The 13400-nt window shown below is 62.6% G+C and carries 15 protein-coding genes; 6 read left to right on the top strand and 9 right to left on the bottom strand.

All coding sequences use genetic code 11. The annotated features are described in order from the left end of the window. Positions 1 to 49: 49 nt before the first annotated feature. Entirely contained in the window at positions 50 to 1534 is a 1485-nt protein-coding gene (locus HDE76_RS12570) for an efflux transporter outer membrane subunit (RefSeq protein WP_184508026.1), read from the top strand. 51 nt (positions 1535 to 1585) lie between these two features. Here the strand turns inward: HDE76_RS12570 and HDE76_RS12565 are convergent, their stop codons facing one another. Beyond that, the gene (locus HDE76_RS12565; RefSeq protein ID WP_179480757.1) at positions 1586 to 2218 is read right to left on the bottom strand and encodes a DedA family protein; all 633 of its coding nucleotides are present in this window, start codon (positions 2216 to 2218) and stop codon (positions 1586 to 1588) included. 187 nt (positions 2219 to 2405) lie between these two features. Here HDE76_RS12565 and HDE76_RS12560 point away from each other — a divergent pair, with 187 nt between their 5' ends. Continuing rightward, positions 2406 to 2981, top strand: coding sequence for a flavodoxin family protein (locus tag HDE76_RS12560; protein WP_179480565.1), 576 nt, complete (start codon positions 2406 to 2408; stop codon positions 2979 to 2981). A 58-nt stretch (positions 2982 to 3039) separates the two neighbouring features. Here HDE76_RS12560 and dnaG read toward each other — a convergent pair whose 3' ends face one another. The 4 genes from dnaG to rpsU all read right to left on the bottom strand — a co-directional run bounded on the left by dnaG (position 3040) and on the right by rpsU (position 6155). Beyond that, positions 3040 to 4827, bottom strand: a complete 1788-nt coding sequence (dnaG, locus tag HDE76_RS12555) for a DNA primase (RefSeq protein ID WP_184508023.1) — start codon at positions 4825 to 4827, stop codon at positions 3040 to 3042. Positions 4828 to 4942: 115 nt separating this feature from the next. Then, positions 4943 to 5113, bottom strand: a complete 171-nt coding sequence (locus HDE76_RS12550; RefSeq protein WP_179480568.1) for a DUF1328 domain-containing protein — start codon at positions 5111 to 5113, stop codon at positions 4943 to 4945. 164 nt (positions 5114 to 5277) lie between these two features. Further along, positions 5278 to 5721: a GatB/YqeY domain-containing protein gene (locus tag HDE76_RS12545; protein WP_179480570.1), complete on the bottom strand. Its 444-nt coding sequence runs from the start codon at positions 5719 to 5721 to the stop codon at positions 5278 to 5280. A gap of 218 nt (positions 5722 to 5939) precedes the next feature. Then, on the bottom strand, positions 5940 to 6155 hold the full coding sequence (gene rpsU / locus HDE76_RS12540) for a 30S ribosomal protein S21 (RefSeq protein ID WP_077483322.1): 216 nt from the start codon (positions 6153 to 6155) through the stop codon (positions 5940 to 5942). Positions 6156 to 6326: 171 nt separating this feature from the next. Between rpsU and tsaD the strand changes: the two genes are divergently transcribed. Next, positions 6327 to 7373 (top strand): tRNA (adenosine(37)-N6)-threonylcarbamoyltransferase complex transferase subunit TsaD, encoded by a 1047-nt coding sequence (gene tsaD, locus HDE76_RS12535; RefSeq protein ID WP_184508477.1) that lies wholly within the window; start codon positions 6327 to 6329, stop codon positions 7371 to 7373. Between the two features lie 117 nt (positions 7374 to 7490). Here tsaD and HDE76_RS12530 read toward each other — a convergent pair whose 3' ends face one another. The 4 genes from HDE76_RS12530 to HDE76_RS12515 all read right to left on the bottom strand — a co-directional run bounded on the left by HDE76_RS12530 (position 7491) and on the right by HDE76_RS12515 (position 10751). After that, a complete protein-coding gene (locus HDE76_RS12530) occupies positions 7491 to 7964 on the bottom strand; it encodes a DUF1203 domain-containing protein (RefSeq protein ID WP_179480572.1) in 474 nt (157 codons plus the stop codon). A 222-nt stretch (positions 7965 to 8186) separates the two neighbouring features. Beyond that, positions 8187 to 8906 (bottom strand): pseudouridine synthase, encoded by a 720-nt coding sequence (locus tag HDE76_RS12525; RefSeq protein ID WP_184508021.1) that lies wholly within the window; start codon positions 8904 to 8906, stop codon positions 8187 to 8189. A gap of 118 nt (positions 8907 to 9024) precedes the next feature. Continuing rightward, positions 9025 to 9801 (bottom strand): ABC transporter permease, encoded by a 777-nt coding sequence (locus HDE76_RS12520; protein ID WP_179480576.1) that lies wholly within the window; start codon positions 9799 to 9801, stop codon positions 9025 to 9027. After that, complete coding sequence (locus HDE76_RS12515) at positions 9798 to 10751, bottom strand: ABC transporter ATP-binding protein (protein ID WP_184508018.1); 954 nt, start codon at positions 10749 to 10751, stop codon at positions 9798 to 9800. The genes HDE76_RS12520 and HDE76_RS12515 overlap by 4 nt, the downstream gene beginning before the upstream one ends. Before the next feature lie 185 nt (positions 10752 to 10936). Here HDE76_RS12515 and HDE76_RS12510 point away from each other — a divergent pair, with 185 nt between their 5' ends. The 3 genes from HDE76_RS12510 to HDE76_RS12500 all read left to right on the top strand — a co-directional run bounded on the left by HDE76_RS12510 (position 10937) and on the right by HDE76_RS12500 (position 13054). Further along, on the top strand, positions 10937 to 11683 hold the full coding sequence (locus tag HDE76_RS12510) for an FAD-binding oxidoreductase (protein WP_179480580.1): 747 nt from the start codon (positions 10937 to 10939) through the stop codon (positions 11681 to 11683). Between the two features lie 281 nt (positions 11684 to 11964). Continuing rightward, positions 11965 to 12327, top strand: coding sequence for a hypothetical protein (locus tag HDE76_RS12505; RefSeq protein WP_184508015.1), 363 nt, complete (start codon positions 11965 to 11967; stop codon positions 12325 to 12327). Between the two features lie 292 nt (positions 12328 to 12619). Beyond that, positions 12620 to 13054 carry a type 1 fimbrial protein gene (locus tag HDE76_RS12500; RefSeq protein WP_184508012.1) on the top strand — a complete coding sequence of 145 codons (435 nt, stop codon included), beginning with the start codon at positions 12620 to 12622 and terminating at the stop codon, positions 13052 to 13054. Positions 13055 to 13400: the final 346 nt, after the last annotated feature.

Here is a 13400-nt window from a genome sequence, read left to right as displayed (position 1 = left end):
TCCAACGACAACGTGGCGTGCGACGCCGTGCGCGCAAGGAGATCGGGCGATGACCGTTTTCAATCATCGACGGCTGCCGCGCGCCGCAGCGCGTTTAGCCGTTCTGCTGACGCCCCTGTTTGTAGCCGGCTGTATGGTGGGACCGGACTTCAAGCAGCCTCCCGCGCCGCCGGTGGATCGTTACGCCGCGTCCGCGTCCGCCACGACGGCGAACGCTGGTGGTGACGCTCAGCGTTTCGTTACCGATATGCAGCTGCCCGCGCAGTGGTGGATGCTGTTCCACTCGCCCGCGTTGAACCAACTGATTACGCAGGCGCTGGCGTCCAATCCCGGCATGCAGAGCGCACGCGCCGCACTGCGCCAGGCGCAGGAGAACGTGGCGGCGCAGAAGGGTTCGTATTACCCATCGGTCGATGCCGGCATCAACACCACGCGCCAGCGCAATCCGTCTACGTTATCGAGCCCGCTGGAATCCAATGCCAACTACTACACGCTGACCACCGCCCAGGTCAGCGTGTCGTACATGCCGGATATCTTCGGCGGCAACCGGCGTGCGGTGGAGTCCTTGCAGGCGCAGGCCGATGCGCAGCGCTTTCAGTTGGAAGCGACCTATCTCACGCTCACCTCTAACGTGGCGCTGGCCGCCATCCAGGAAGCCGGACTGCGCGCGCAGATCGCGGCCACGCACGACATTGTCGACAGCCAGACAAAGGTGCTGGCGACGGTGCGACGCGAGTTCGCGCTGGGTCAGCTGGCCGAGTCCGATGTGGCCGCGCAAGTGGCGCTGCTGGCGCAGGCCCAGGCGACCCTGCCGCCGCTGGAAAAGCAGCTGGCGCAGCAGCGCGATGCACTAGCCGCGCTGCTCGGCCTCTATTCCAGTGATGATATAGCCGTCCATTTCGATCTGGCCGAGCTGCAGCTGCCGCACGATCTGCCGCTGTCGATTCCCTCGCAGCTGGTGAGGCAACGCCCGGACGTGCGTGCGGCGCAGGCGCAGTGGCATGCGGCCAATGCCCAGGTCGGCGTGGCCATTGCCAACCGCTTTCCTAAGCTGACTCTCAGTGCGGGCGCTGGCAGTTCGCCCACGCGCTTCAACGACCTGTTCAAGGATGCGACGAATTTCTGGAGCCTGGGCGCCGGCGTGGCCCAACCGATCTTCGAGGGCGGCAGCCTGCTGCATCAGGAGCGCGCGGCGAAGGCGGCGAACGAACAGGCCGAGGCGCAGTACCGTACTACGGTCGTGGCGGCCTTTCAGAACGTGGCCGATACGCTGTTCGCCATTCGCTCCGATGCCGATACGCTGGCTGCCGCGCAGACCTCGTCCAGCGCCGCGGCGAAAAGCCTGGCGATCGCACAGCGACAGCTGGCGCTGGGCGATATATCCGAGGTGGCCCTGCTCAACGCCCAGCAAACCGCACAACAGGCGCAGATCGCGGTTGCCAGCGCACAGGCCAGTCGCTATGCCGATACGGTAGCGCTGTTTCAGGCGCTGGGCGGCGGCTGGTGGAATCGTCAGGAACCGATCGGCCGGTAGTGCGACGAACGCGATCGCGGAGCATACGCGCCTGCCCGAAGATGGAGCAGATCAGGCCGACTTGCCGTCGGCCTGCGTGTTGCTGCGTCGCCGATGCCGCCACCACAGCACCAGCAGCAGGACGGCGATGATGCCGACCAGCGCCCACAGGCTGCTCTGTCCGCGGCCCATCCATTTCATCAGCCATTCGTGGTTGTCGGCACCGAAATAGCCCAGATACACCCAGAACGGCACGCTGATCAGCGCGGCCAGCCCATCGATCAGCAGAAAGCGCAAAAACGACACCCGGTGGCTGATGCCGGCGGTGATGTACATCGTGGTGCGCATGCCCGGCAGGAAACGGGCGACGAACAGCATGCGGTTGCCGTAGCGGACAAATTTTTCCTGCACCATCTGGTAACGCTTCGGGGTCAGGATGCGCGCCACGAAGCGCCACTTCAGAATGCTGGACCCGTAGCGGTAGCCGAGCAGGAAGATCGCCGAATCGCCCAGCAGCACGCCGAACATCGCCAGCGCAAACATGCCGTGCACGTTGACGTAGCCCAGCCCGGCGATCACGCCGCCGGCGACCAGGGTGACATCTTCCGGCAGGGGCAGGCCCGCGCCGCAGATCATCAGCGCGATAAAGACCGCAACGTAGCCGTTTTCGGCGAAAATCGTGATCAGTCGTTCAAGCAAATCCATGCGTGCCGGCGCGGCGCCGGTAGTTGATGGCAAAGCGGCATCATCCCACACGTTGCGTGACCGTTGCCCGCGGGGTGACAGGATGCCCCACCACGCATCAGCCACCGCCGAGCATCCGTGCGCGGGCTTGATGTTTCCCCTTGCAGGCTCCAGACATAAACGACACACAACCTGACGGGAGCTTCTCATGGCAAAAATCGCCATCGTTTATTTCAGCGGCTACGGCCACACTGCCAAGCAGGCCGAAGCGGTGCAGAAGGGCGCGGCGGGCGTCGCCGGCGCCGAGGTGACGGTGTTTCGCATCGACGAGCAGGGCGATCTGCCGGAGGGCGCGCTGGAGACGCTAGGCGCGCAGGACGCGATCATTTACGGTAGCCCCACTTATATGGGCGGCCCGGCGTGGCAGTTCAAGAAATTCGCCGACGCCAGCTCCAAGCCCTGGTTCAGCAGCGCGTGGAAGGACAAGATCGCCGCCGGTTTCACCAACTCCGCCTCGGTCAACGGCGACAAGTTTTCCACCATTACCTATTTCTTCACGCTGTCGCAGCAGCACGGCCAGATATGGATCGGCACCGGCCTACTGCCCTCCAACAAAAAGGAAGATGGCCCGAGCAACGTGAACTGGACGGCCGGTTCGGCCGGTGCGCTGGCGATTTCCCCGTCGGACGCGTCGCCGGACGAGGCGCCGCGATCGGGCGACCTGGAAACGGCGCGCCTGCTCGGCGAGCGTGTGGCGAAGTTTGCGGTGAAGCTGAAAGGCTGAGCGTGTTAGAGCGCGAGCTGCCGGCCACCGGCGGCGGCTCGCGTGGTGTCCGCAACGTTTAACTCAGGTCCGAGGTAAACGTCTCGCGGATCGGCAGCAGCGCTCGCAGCTCGTCCTTTTCGGCGTCGCTCAGCGCGCTGCGGCGGCTTTCAAGCTCGCGCTTGCGCGTCAGGCTGGCCTGGTGCTCCAGGCGAGCGATCGCATCGAGAAATTCGCGCGCCTGCCGGTCCGGCTCACCCACCGAAACGGCGGCCATCAGCTTCTGCAGTGCCGGATATTCCTCGCGCTCGGCGAAGTGCTCCACCAGCATGGCGGAGTTGATCCCCGGCCGCGAGCGGGCGATGTCGAGCAGCTCGGCCAGCAGGCCGATACCCGGTTTGTCCTGCGGCAGAAACCGGTAGGGTTTCTCTACCTGATCGGCGATGCCGGGCTGCGTCAGCAGCAGGGCGATGGCGCTGCGCACCAGCGAACGCTGCACTGCGATCGGGCGTTGCACCGCGCGATGGCTGGACGCTTCGGGTTGCACCAGCGCGCGCGCGCCGCTGCGCCGCTCCAGCTCTTGTGCCATCAGATCGCGAAACGCGCCGTCGGGCAGCTTGCCGATCAGCGGACGGGCGCGCTCGGCGAGCCGGGCACGCCCGTCCAGGCTGCCCAGCTCGACGTCGTGCGACAGTTCGTTGAAAAAATAGTCCGACAGCGGCATCGCTTCCTTGATGCGCTTTTCGAAGCCTTCCTTGCCTTCCTTGCGTACCAGCGAATCGGGATCCTCACCATCGGGCAGAAACAGGAAGTACGCCTGGCGTCCGTCGCGCAGCCGCGGCAGCGCCGACTCCAGCGCTTTCCAGGCCGCGGCGCGGCCGGCGCGGTCGCCGTCGAAGCAGAACACCACGTCGGGCGCGGCGCGGAACAGCACTTCGGTATGTTCGGGCGTGGTCGCGGTGCCCAGCGTGGCCACCGCAATCGGCAGCCCGGCCTGATGCAGGGCGATCACGTCCATATAGCCTTCGACCACCACGATGCGCGGCAGGTTGGCATTGGCCTGCTTCACCTGCCACATCGCAAACAGCTCGCGGCCCTTGTGGAACAGCGGCGTCTCGGGCGAGTTGAGGTATTTGGGTGAGGTGCTCTGTTGAGAAGTGCGGGCAGGGATGCCTGCTTCTTGATCTTCGCGCGCAGGAGGCGCGCTGAAAATAATTCTTCCGCCGAAGGCGATCACGCGCCCGCGCCGATCCAGGATCGGAAACATCAGCCGCTCGCGGAAACGATCGTATTTCCGCCCCTGCTCGCTGCTGGCGACCATGCCGGCCTCGTTGAGCAGCTGCAGGCGCCGTTCGCTATTGCCCAGCGACTTGATTACGCCGTCGTAGCCGGCCGGCGCCCAGCCGAGGCGAAAGCGCGCAATGGTTTCGGCGTCCAATCCGCGTTTCTTGCAATAGGCCTGCGCCTCCTTGCTCTTCGGCAGCTCGCTTTGGTACCAGCTGGCGGAGGCGTCGAGCAGGGCGTACAGATCCGTCTTGTCCTCGCGCGGCGCCGCATCGCGACCGCCTTCGCGCGGCACCGTCATGCCCAGGGTTTGCGCCAGTTCCTCGACCGCGTCGGGAAATTCCAGCCGCTCGTAGTCCATCAGAAACTTCAGCGCGCTGCCGTGCGCGCCGCAGCCGAAGCAGTGGAAAAACTGCTTGGCCGGGCTCACGTAAAACGACGGCGAGCGCTCGTTGTGGAAGGGGCAACAGGCAGTCCACTCGCGCCCGGCTTTTTTCAGCGGCACGCGCCGTTCGATCACGTCGACGATGTCGACGCGAGCAAGCAGTTCATCGATAAAGCTGTCGGGAATCAGGCCGCGCATCAGAGCGCCAGTTTAGCGGCTGGCTGGCGGGAAATTTGTTTCGGCAGAGGAGTTCGCACGCCCGAAAAACGAACGGCGCCCGAAGGCGCCGTTCGGCATGCAGCGATTCGGCCGGTCAGAACAGGTGGACGATGCCTACCAGCCCCAGCACGATGACGATGAAGATGATGATGAAAATCGCGAACAGTACCTTGGCTACAGTCGCCGCGGCGCCGGAGATGCCGCCGAAGCCCAACCAGCCGGCGACGAGCGAGATGATGGCGAAAATAATGGCCCACTTCAGCATGGTGTACTCCCTACGATGGTGATGGCCGGAGTGGCCGGACGCGGGCATTCTTGTGGCAGTCACGTGAAGAGAATGCATGGCGCGGCTGGTCGGCCTTTAAAAAGGTCGCGTTCGCAGAATATTGCGCCGTTTTCGCCGCAACATCGGTGTCCGACGCGACAAACTCAGGCCAGCCGTGCCTTGATCTTGCCCGACACCACAGCCATGTCGGCCCGGCCAGCGGCTTTTTCCTTCACCGCGGCCACGACCTTGCCCATGTCGCGGGCGGAGCTGGCGCCGGTATCGGCAATGGCGGCCTCGACCAGAGCGTCGATTTCTGCATCGTTCAACTTGGTCGGCAGGTAGGTTTCGATCACCGCCATCTCGTCGCGCTCGATGATCGCCAGATCTTCGCGACCGGCCGCCTCGAACTGGCTGACCGAGTCGCGCCGCTGCTTGAGCATCTTTTCCAGCGCGGCCAGCACCTGGGCGTCGTCCAGCTCGATGCGTTCATCGACCTCGCGTTGCTTGATCGCCGCCAGCATCAGGCGAATCACGCCCAGACGATGTTTTTCGCCCGCGCGCATGGCGTTTTTCATATCTTCGGTAAGCTGCTGCTTGAGCGTCATGTGTGGAATCTCCGGTGGGTTGGGGAGAACGGACAGCGAAAAGTCGATTCTACGGAAACGACAAAGCCGGCGTTGTCCCTGGGGACAACACCGGCCTGATCGATCCGATGCGCTTGCGGTGGCTGCGACGGCTTCAGTAAGAGCTGGCGCCAACCGCGTTTCCTATGGGCCTGGCGCTGGGCGCCGGCGAATCTGCCGCTGAGGGCAGATCGGGAAACTCAGTACAGGCGGGTCTTGCGAGAAACGTCGCGCGAGAGGCGGCGCAGATGGCGCTTGACGGCGGCAGCGCGCTTGCGCTTGCGCTCCTGGGTCGGCTTCTCATAGAACTCGCGCTTGCGCGTTTCAGCGAGCACGCCGGCCTTTTCGCAGGTACGCTTGAAACGACGCAGTGCGATCTCGAACGGCTCGTTCTCGCGAACTTTTACGTTGGGCATGGAAACTCCGAGTGGTAATCTTCCCGCGGAAACGGGACTGTTGGATAGGGCGAGCCGCAAAGTATACCGCGCATATCGCTCAATTTTCAAAGCCCCCATAAAGCCTGATTTGCGCCAGCCCGATTTGACGGGCTTCGTCCGATGAAACCCGATGTGAGCAAGCCTGATCCGATGGATCCTAATGTGATGAAACCCGTGCTCGGTATCGAGACGTCGTGCGACGAAACCGGCGTGGCCCTGTTGCGCTGGGAGCCCGCCACTCCAGGCCGCGGTCTGCTGGCGCACACGCTTTACAGCCAGATCAAGCTGCACGCCGAGTACGGCGGCGTAGTGCCGGAACTGGCCAGCCGCGACCATGTGCGCAAGCTCGTGCCACTGATTCGCCAGGCGCTGACCGACGCGGGTTTGACCGTGCAGGACCTGGGCGGCGTGGCCTATACCGCCGGCCCGGGTCTGGTCGGGGCGCTGCTGGTCGGTGCGTCGGCGGGCCGGGCACTGGCCTGGGCCCTTGGCGTGCCAGCGATCGGCGTGCATCACATGGAGGGCCATCTGCTGGCGCCGCTGCTGGAGGACGACCCGCCGGAGCCGCCGTTCGTAGCCCTGCTGGTGTCGGGCGGGCACTCGATGCTGGTCGAGGTCAAGGCCATCGGCCAGTACACGATTCTCGGCGACACGCTGGACGATGCTGCTGGCGAAGCCTTCGACAAGACCGCCAAGATGATGGGCCTGCCGTACCCCGGCGGCCCCATGCTGGCGAAGCTGGCCGAAAGCGGGCGTGCGGGCGCATTTCGCTTTTCCCGCCCGATGACCGATCGCCCCGGCCTCGACTTCAGCTTCTCCGGCCTGAAAACCCAGGTACTGCTGGCCTGGCAGCAGTCGGACAAGAGCGATCAGACGCGCGCCGATATCGCGCGAGCGTTCGAGGAGGCCATCGTCGACACGCTCATCATCAAGTGCCGGCGCGCGCTAGAGGCCAGTGGCGCGAAGCGGCTGGTGATCGCCGGCGGCGTCGGCGCCAATCGACGCTTGCGCAGCGAGCTGGCGGCGGCCGGCACGAAGGACGGCTTCAAGGTCTATTTTCCGCGACTGGATTTCTGCACCGACAACGGCGCGATGATCGCGCTGGCCGGTGCGATTCGGCTGGCCAGCGGGCAGTACCAGGATGCTTCGGTACAGGTGTATCCGCGCTGGGATCTGCAGACTCTGCCGGCGGCCTGATCCGCTCCGATGTTTTCTGATGGGAGCACTTTCTTTCTCCTACGAAGGGCGAGCTGCGACAAAAAGCGACGAGCCATAGCCAGCTAGGCTCGATGCAAGGATCGGGCACATCGATGCCTAGGCGCGAATGACCTGGCAGGAGAAGCATCCTCGCTCGGCGTTGTGCAGATGGATGTAATCGACCTGATCGTTGCCGAAGTAACTCTCGAGTCGTTTTGCCACGAGCATGCCCTCGCACACACTGGCAGCAACGATCATGTGTGCCTTGTCATACGCGCGCACCGACATGAGGCGGCCGGTGACGTAACTCGAAACCTCCCCTACCTCCAGCCTGCGCTGTTTCGCGGCACGGCGGACGAAGATGGGCCCTGACGCGCGGTACGGCGACGCGGCCGGTTGGTGAAGGTAGGGGAGAAGCAACAGTTCTTCTCCGACTTTTGCGTCCTCGAGGCTGACACGGCAGGGATAGCCCGGGCTCTCGGCTGCGATGCGACGCTCTGCATGATGTTCCTTCAACGCTTCGTCCGACAGCAGGAAGAGCGACTCAAACGGTTCGTGGTCAATACCGACAAGCTGGAACGACGGTGTCATGGGGAAGTCCTTGATGGAGTTCCGGCATTGTCAGGCAATGCTGAGTGGCGGTCTGGCCGTATTCGGACATGTCATTCGGATGGCATGTCGCGGTGCATCGGGCCACCGTTCGATGGCATTCGCCAGGAGTGTAGGGCAGAAGGTTTGCTGGCATCGATCGCCGCGATGATGCATGAGTGGCCCCACGCCGCGACAGCCGCTTCTACAAAAAATCGACCGGACTCACCACTGCGTGCGTTCCGGCAGAAGTCCTTTGAGTTCGGCTTCCGTGAGATTGCGCCACTGGCCGATTTTCAAATGTGCGAGCTTGACGTTGTCGATACGCACGCGACGCAGCTGCGTCACGCGATAGTCGAACGCGGCGGCCATCAAACGGATTTGCCGGTTCAATCCCTGGGTTAGCACGATGGAGAAGCCGTACTTGGCGATGCGGCGGGTGCGGCAGGGTTTGGTCATCTGGCCGTGGATACGCACGCCCTTGGCCATGCCGCGCAGAAATTCGTCGGTGACGGCCTTGTCCACCGCGACCAGGTATTCCTTCTCGTGGTTGTTTTCGGCGCGCAGAATCTCGTTGACGATGTCGCCGTTGCTGGTCAGCAGGATCAGCCCTTCGGAGTCTTTGTCCAGCCGACCGACCGGAAAAATGCGCTGCGGATGATCGACGAAATCGACGATATTGCTATCGACGCTCTGGTCGGTCGTGCAGGTAATGCCGACCGGTTTGTTCAGCGCAATATAGACGGCTTTCTTGGCACCCGGCGTGGCCGCGAGAATGCGTGCCTTGACGATCTCGCCATCCACGCGCACCTCGTCGCCATCCAGCGCCTTGGCGCCGGTGCTCACGATTTCACCGTTGATGGTGACGCGCCCGGCAACCAATAAATCGTCCGCCTCGCGGCGCGAGCACAGGCCGGCTTCGCTGATGTATTTGTTGACGCGCATTATTGGAGCCAGAGATGAGGGGCGACGGGCGAGGGTGCGAAATGCGAGTTCTACGTTGATTGGTTATCGATGAAAGCTCAACTTCGCAACCCTCGCTACTCGCCTCTCGCCCCTGTTTTCACGACCGCAAACCGATACCGCGCTGAAGCAACTGCAGCGCCACGATCGACAAGGCCACGACAAATGCCAGCATCACGACAAACGCGACCCAGATATTGACGTCGGTGATGCCCAGCACGCCGAAGCGGAACGCGTTGACCATGTACAGGATCGGGTTGATTCGTGAGATGGTCTGCCACGGCTCGCCGAGCATGTTGATCGAATAGAACACGCCGCCCAGATACGTGAGCGGAGTCAGCACGAAGGTAGGCACCAGCGCGATGTCGTCGAACTTCTTGGCGAACACCGCGTTGACGAAGCCGGCCAGCGAAAAAATCGTCGCGCCGAGCAGCACCGAGAGAAAGGTGATGATCGGATGTACGACATGCAGAGAGGTGAAAAACAGCGCGATCAGCAGCACCAGCACGCCGACCACCAGGCCGCGCGTCACTGCGCCGGCGACATAGCCGAGCAGGATCACCCAGTTCGGCATCGGCGAGACCAGCATCTCTTCCACCGATCGGCTGAACTTGGCGCCGAAGAACGAACTGGAGATGTTGCCGTAGCTATTGGTGATGATGCTCATCATGACCAGGCCGGGCACGATGTACTGGATGTAGCTGAAGCCGCCTTCGATGGTGCCGATACGCCCGCCGATGAGTTTGCCGAACACCACGAAGTACAGCGTCATGGTGATCGCCGGCGGAATCAGCGTCTGCGTCCAGATGCGCATGATGCGCACGATTTCGCGACGGACCAGCGTCTGCAGTGCGACGAGATTGGTTGAGGTACTCATGCCGCTTTCTCCGAGCCGTCATTGTCATGGCGACCGTTCTCGACCAGCCGCACGAACAGCTCCTCCAGCCGGTTGGTTTTGTTGCGCATCGAAACGACCGTGATGTGGTTTTCCGACAAGGCGGCGAACAGAGAATTGAGATCCTGCGCACGCGGCATGTCGGCCTCCAGCGTGTGGTCGTCGATGCGGCGCAAGATGATGCCGGGCAGCGTCGGCAGGTCGCCAAGCGTGCCGCTGATATCGAATACGAAGGTTTCGACATCCAGCGTCGCCAGCAGGTTGCGCATGCTGGTGTTTTCGACGATGCGGCCGCCGTCGATGATCGCGATGTTGCGGCACAGCTGCTCGGCTTCCTCCAGATAATGCGTGGTGAGGATCACCGTGGTGCCGGCCGCATTGATGCCGCTGACGAATTGCCACATCGAGCGGCGGATCTCGATGTCGACGCCGGCGGTAGGCTCGTCGAGGATCAGCAGCTTCGGCTCGTTCATCATGGCGCGGGCGATCATCAGGCGTCGCTTCATGCCGCCGGACAGCATGCGCGCCTGGTGCTGCGCCTTGTCCCACAGGCGCAGCTCCTTCAGATATTTTTCGGCGCGCTGGGCGGCGATCTTGCGCGGCACGCCGTAGAAACCGGCCTCGTTCACGCAGATGTCGAACAGTTTCTCGAACTGGTTGAAGTTGATTTCCTGCGGCACCAGGCCGATCAGTTTCATCGCCTCGTTTCGATGCTTATTGACCGAGATGCCGAACACCTTGGCATCGCCGTCGGTGGAATTGACCAGGGACGAGAGAATGCCGATGAGCGTCGATTTGCCGGCGCCGTTGGGGCCGAGCAGGGCAAAAAAGTCGCCGGGTTGCACGGTGAGGTTGATGCCCTTGAGGGCTTCGACGCCGTTGCCATAGGTCTTGCGCAGGTTCTCGACGACGAGTGCGGGTGCTGATGTCATGGGGGATGCCGGGTGAGGGAAAGCCTGGAAAACCATGCGCTGGGCGCGCCCCGAACCCGCGGGTTCGAATGGCGGCAGCGCCAGCGTTTGGTCAGCGGCTCTTAGCCAACTATTATAGCGGGCTTGGCGCGGCCACCCGATCCTCCGGGTGCACGCACCGTTTCCTCAAGACCGTCAGGACTCCCATGGCCGATCATTTCCAGCTCCGTCTCGTCGATAGCCGCATGTTGGCGTCGTCGGTGCGCCACCTCGTTTTCGAGCGGGTTGACGGCCAGCCGCTGGCATTCCAGCCGGGGCAGTTCCTGCAAATCCACTTTCAGTACGACGACGGCACGGCGACCAAGCGCAGCTATTCGGTAGCCACCGTGGGCGATGGCAGCTCGCCCGTGCAGCGCATCGAGATTGCGGTGAGCTACGTCGAGGGCGGCGCGGCCACCAAGCTTCTGGGGGAGCTGGCGCACGGCGGCATCATCGATGCCAGCGGACCCTACGGGCGCTTCTGCCTGCACGAGGCCGATGTTCACCCGCGTTATCTGCTGCTGGCCACGGGCACCGGCGTCACGCCGTACCGCGCGATGCTGCCGCAAATTGCCGCACTGCTGGAAAAGGGCGATCGCGAAGTCGTGCTGCTGTACGGTGCGCGCTCCGAAGAAGAGCTGCTTTACGGCGACGAGTTCGAAGCTTTCTCGCAGCAGCATCCGGGCTTCGTCTTTCACGGCTGCCTGAGCCGCCAGCCGCGCGCCACTCCGCTCCCGACCGATCGCAGCGGCCACGTGCAGACCGTGCTGGCCGAATTGGCACCCAGCGCCGAGCGTGACATCGCCTACCTCTGCGGCAATCCCAACATGGTCGATGCTGCCTTTATCGTATTGAAGGACTTCGGTCTTCCCGTGCCGCAGATCCGCCGCGAAAAGTACATTTCTTCGCGCTGAGGTCAATCTCTAACAGCCTGTTCATGCCACCGCCGACCGATATGGGCGTGCGCTTTGCGTGAGCAACGGTAACGACTTCGTATCGCACGCCGCTGTGCTGGATCACGTGGCCCTCACGCTGTCATCGCGCGAGCAATACAAAAAGTTGATTTTATTAGCTATTTCACGACGTTATCACGTTCAAACCGTGAGCTGGCCGCCATTATCGTCGAGGTCGAAAGCAGATTCTAACCCTGGCAGGGCAGACCGCCCTGAGCTGTGCTCACAGGGGGAATCTCGATATGACTTCAGTTTTCTCCAAGTTGGCGGCGGGCTTGGTTATGTGCTTCATCTCGCTTTCTTCTACGGTTAGTGCGGAAGAGTCGAAGATCGTTTTTTCAGGGAGCATTGTTGCTCCCACTTGCCCAGTTGCGCTGACGGCAACGACGGCTTCGGCAGCATCGGCCTCGACCTCGCTTGGGCAGCGTTTCGATTGCGATGCCGGAAGCGCACACGCATCGGCAGCGTCCAGGTTTTATGCCAGCACGACCGTTCAAATTTCGGCATCAGAAGCAGATCGAGTGCTCCGGTACTTTGACGAATATGTAAAGAACAGCTCGCCTAACGCCAAAGATCCTGTCGTCGTCACTCAAACCTATGAATAGTTGAGCGGGTGCGTGAAAAGCCTCCGTTTCCGTGATTTTCGAGGGAAGCGGAGCAAAACGGCACCCACGCCACTCTATTTTTCCGCAGGGTTTTCTCAAACGCCGCGCGCCACAGCATATGCGATAGCCGACATAAGGCTGTTTACGTGAGAACGGCGCATTCCTCTCCTTTCTCTGTGAATGCAGACAGGGGAAACGAACCGAGCGATTCCGAATGATGGTTCGGACGGATTATGTGACTCGGCTCACATTTCGCTCATCGGGGTAGGGAGATGGCATCAAGACATCCGTCGTGCTGCCGATGCGCTTCATGCAACCCGCCGTTTCGCGGGGGCTTGAGGACATTCCCATGCATCTTGCACGACGCGTTGTTTCGGCTTTCAGCCTATGTGCCATGGTTGCCTGCGCCCTGATCGCAGAGCCAGCCGCTGCCGACGGCGGCACCATCAGCTTCGTCGGTGCCATTGTCGCTCCAACCTGCAGCATCGCTGCCGGGTCGAGTTCTTTAACGGCAACGGTCAGTGAAGCTTTAGTGAATCAGCCGGTACGCCGAGCATGCAGCGAAACCGGCCACCCGGCCGCCAATACGGCACGCTTCTACGCCGTGAGCGTCGAGCGCTTGTCGAGTTCAGAGTCCGATCGCGTGCTCGCTTATTTCGACAGCTATGTCAAAGCCGGTCGCCCCGACGCTGACGATCCGGTTCTGGTTACGCAGACTTACGAGTGAACACGAAAGCCGGAGGTCGCCGTGTAAGCAGGCCGGCCGCTTCCGGGCGCGTGCACCTACTTGATCGGGGGCTCGGCCCGCCAGTCCGCTATCAATTGCAGAAATAAACCGTCGAACCGTCTGTTCGGCAGACCTTGGCGCTCGTGGCGCCTGCGCTCTGGATGGCACCGTTGGCTTGGTGGCCCGCAGCGGCGGTGGAATCGGTCGTTAGCGGCGCCCGCGTGATCGGCTGCGATGTATTGCCAATAGAAGGAGTTGTGTTTGGCGAGCCTGTCGCCGTATTCGCGGGTACGCCGGTTCGGCTGGTCGCATGGGCCGTTCTTGGATGCGCCACGGATTGCGCCAT

Source organism: Rhodanobacter sp. ANJX3 (genome assembly GCF_014200755.1).
In the GTDB taxonomy this organism is placed as follows: domain Bacteria; phylum Pseudomonadota; class Gammaproteobacteria; order Xanthomonadales; family Rhodanobacteraceae; genus Rhodanobacter.
The sequence above is the reverse complement of the archived record's forward strand: the minus strand, read 5'-3'. Positions and strand labels throughout refer to the sequence as shown.

Bases quoted from the DNA above. Each gene is read 5' to 3' on its own strand.
- HDE76_RS12570 (WP_184508026.1), top strand. From the start codon at position 50: ATGACCGTTTTCAATCATCGACGGCTGCCGCGCGCCGCAGCGCGTTTA.
- HDE76_RS12565 (WP_179480757.1), bottom strand. From the start codon at position 2,218: ATGGATTTGCTTGAACGACTGATCACGATTTTCGCCGAAAACGGCTAC.
- HDE76_RS12560 (WP_179480565.1), top strand. From the start codon at position 2,406: ATGGCAAAAATCGCCATCGTTTATTTCAGCGGCTACGGCCACACTGCC.
- dnaG (WP_184508023.1), bottom strand. From the start codon at position 4,827: ATGCGCGGCCTGATTCCCGACAGCTTTATCGATGAACTGCTTGCTCGC.
- HDE76_RS12550 (WP_179480568.1), bottom strand. From the start codon at position 5,113: ATGCTGAAGTGGGCCATTATTTTCGCCATCATCTCGCTCGTCGCCGGC.
- HDE76_RS12545 (WP_179480570.1), bottom strand. From the start codon at position 5,721: ATGACGCTCAAGCAGCAGCTTACCGAAGATATGAAAAACGCCATGCGC.
- rpsU (WP_077483322.1), bottom strand. From the start codon at position 6,155: ATGCCCAACGTAAAAGTTCGCGAGAACGAGCCGTTCGAGATCGCACTG.
- tsaD (WP_184508477.1), top strand. From the start codon at position 6,327: ATGGATCCTAATGTGATGAAACCCGTGCTCGGTATCGAGACGTCGTGC.
- HDE76_RS12530 (WP_179480572.1), bottom strand. From the start codon at position 7,964: ATGACACCGTCGTTCCAGCTTGTCGGTATTGACCACGAACCGTTTGAG.
- HDE76_RS12525 (WP_184508021.1), bottom strand. From the start codon at position 8,906: ATGCGCGTCAACAAATACATCAGCGAAGCCGGCCTGTGCTCGCGCCGC.
- HDE76_RS12520 (WP_179480576.1), bottom strand. From the start codon at position 9,801: ATGAGTACCTCAACCAATCTCGTCGCACTGCAGACGCTGGTCCGTCGC.
- HDE76_RS12515 (WP_184508018.1), bottom strand. From the start codon at position 10,751: ATGACATCAGCACCCGCACTCGTCGTCGAGAACCTGCGCAAGACCTAT.
- HDE76_RS12510 (WP_179480580.1), top strand. From the start codon at position 10,937: ATGGCCGATCATTTCCAGCTCCGTCTCGTCGATAGCCGCATGTTGGCG.
- HDE76_RS12505 (WP_184508015.1), top strand. From the start codon at position 11,965: ATGACTTCAGTTTTCTCCAAGTTGGCGGCGGGCTTGGTTATGTGCTTC.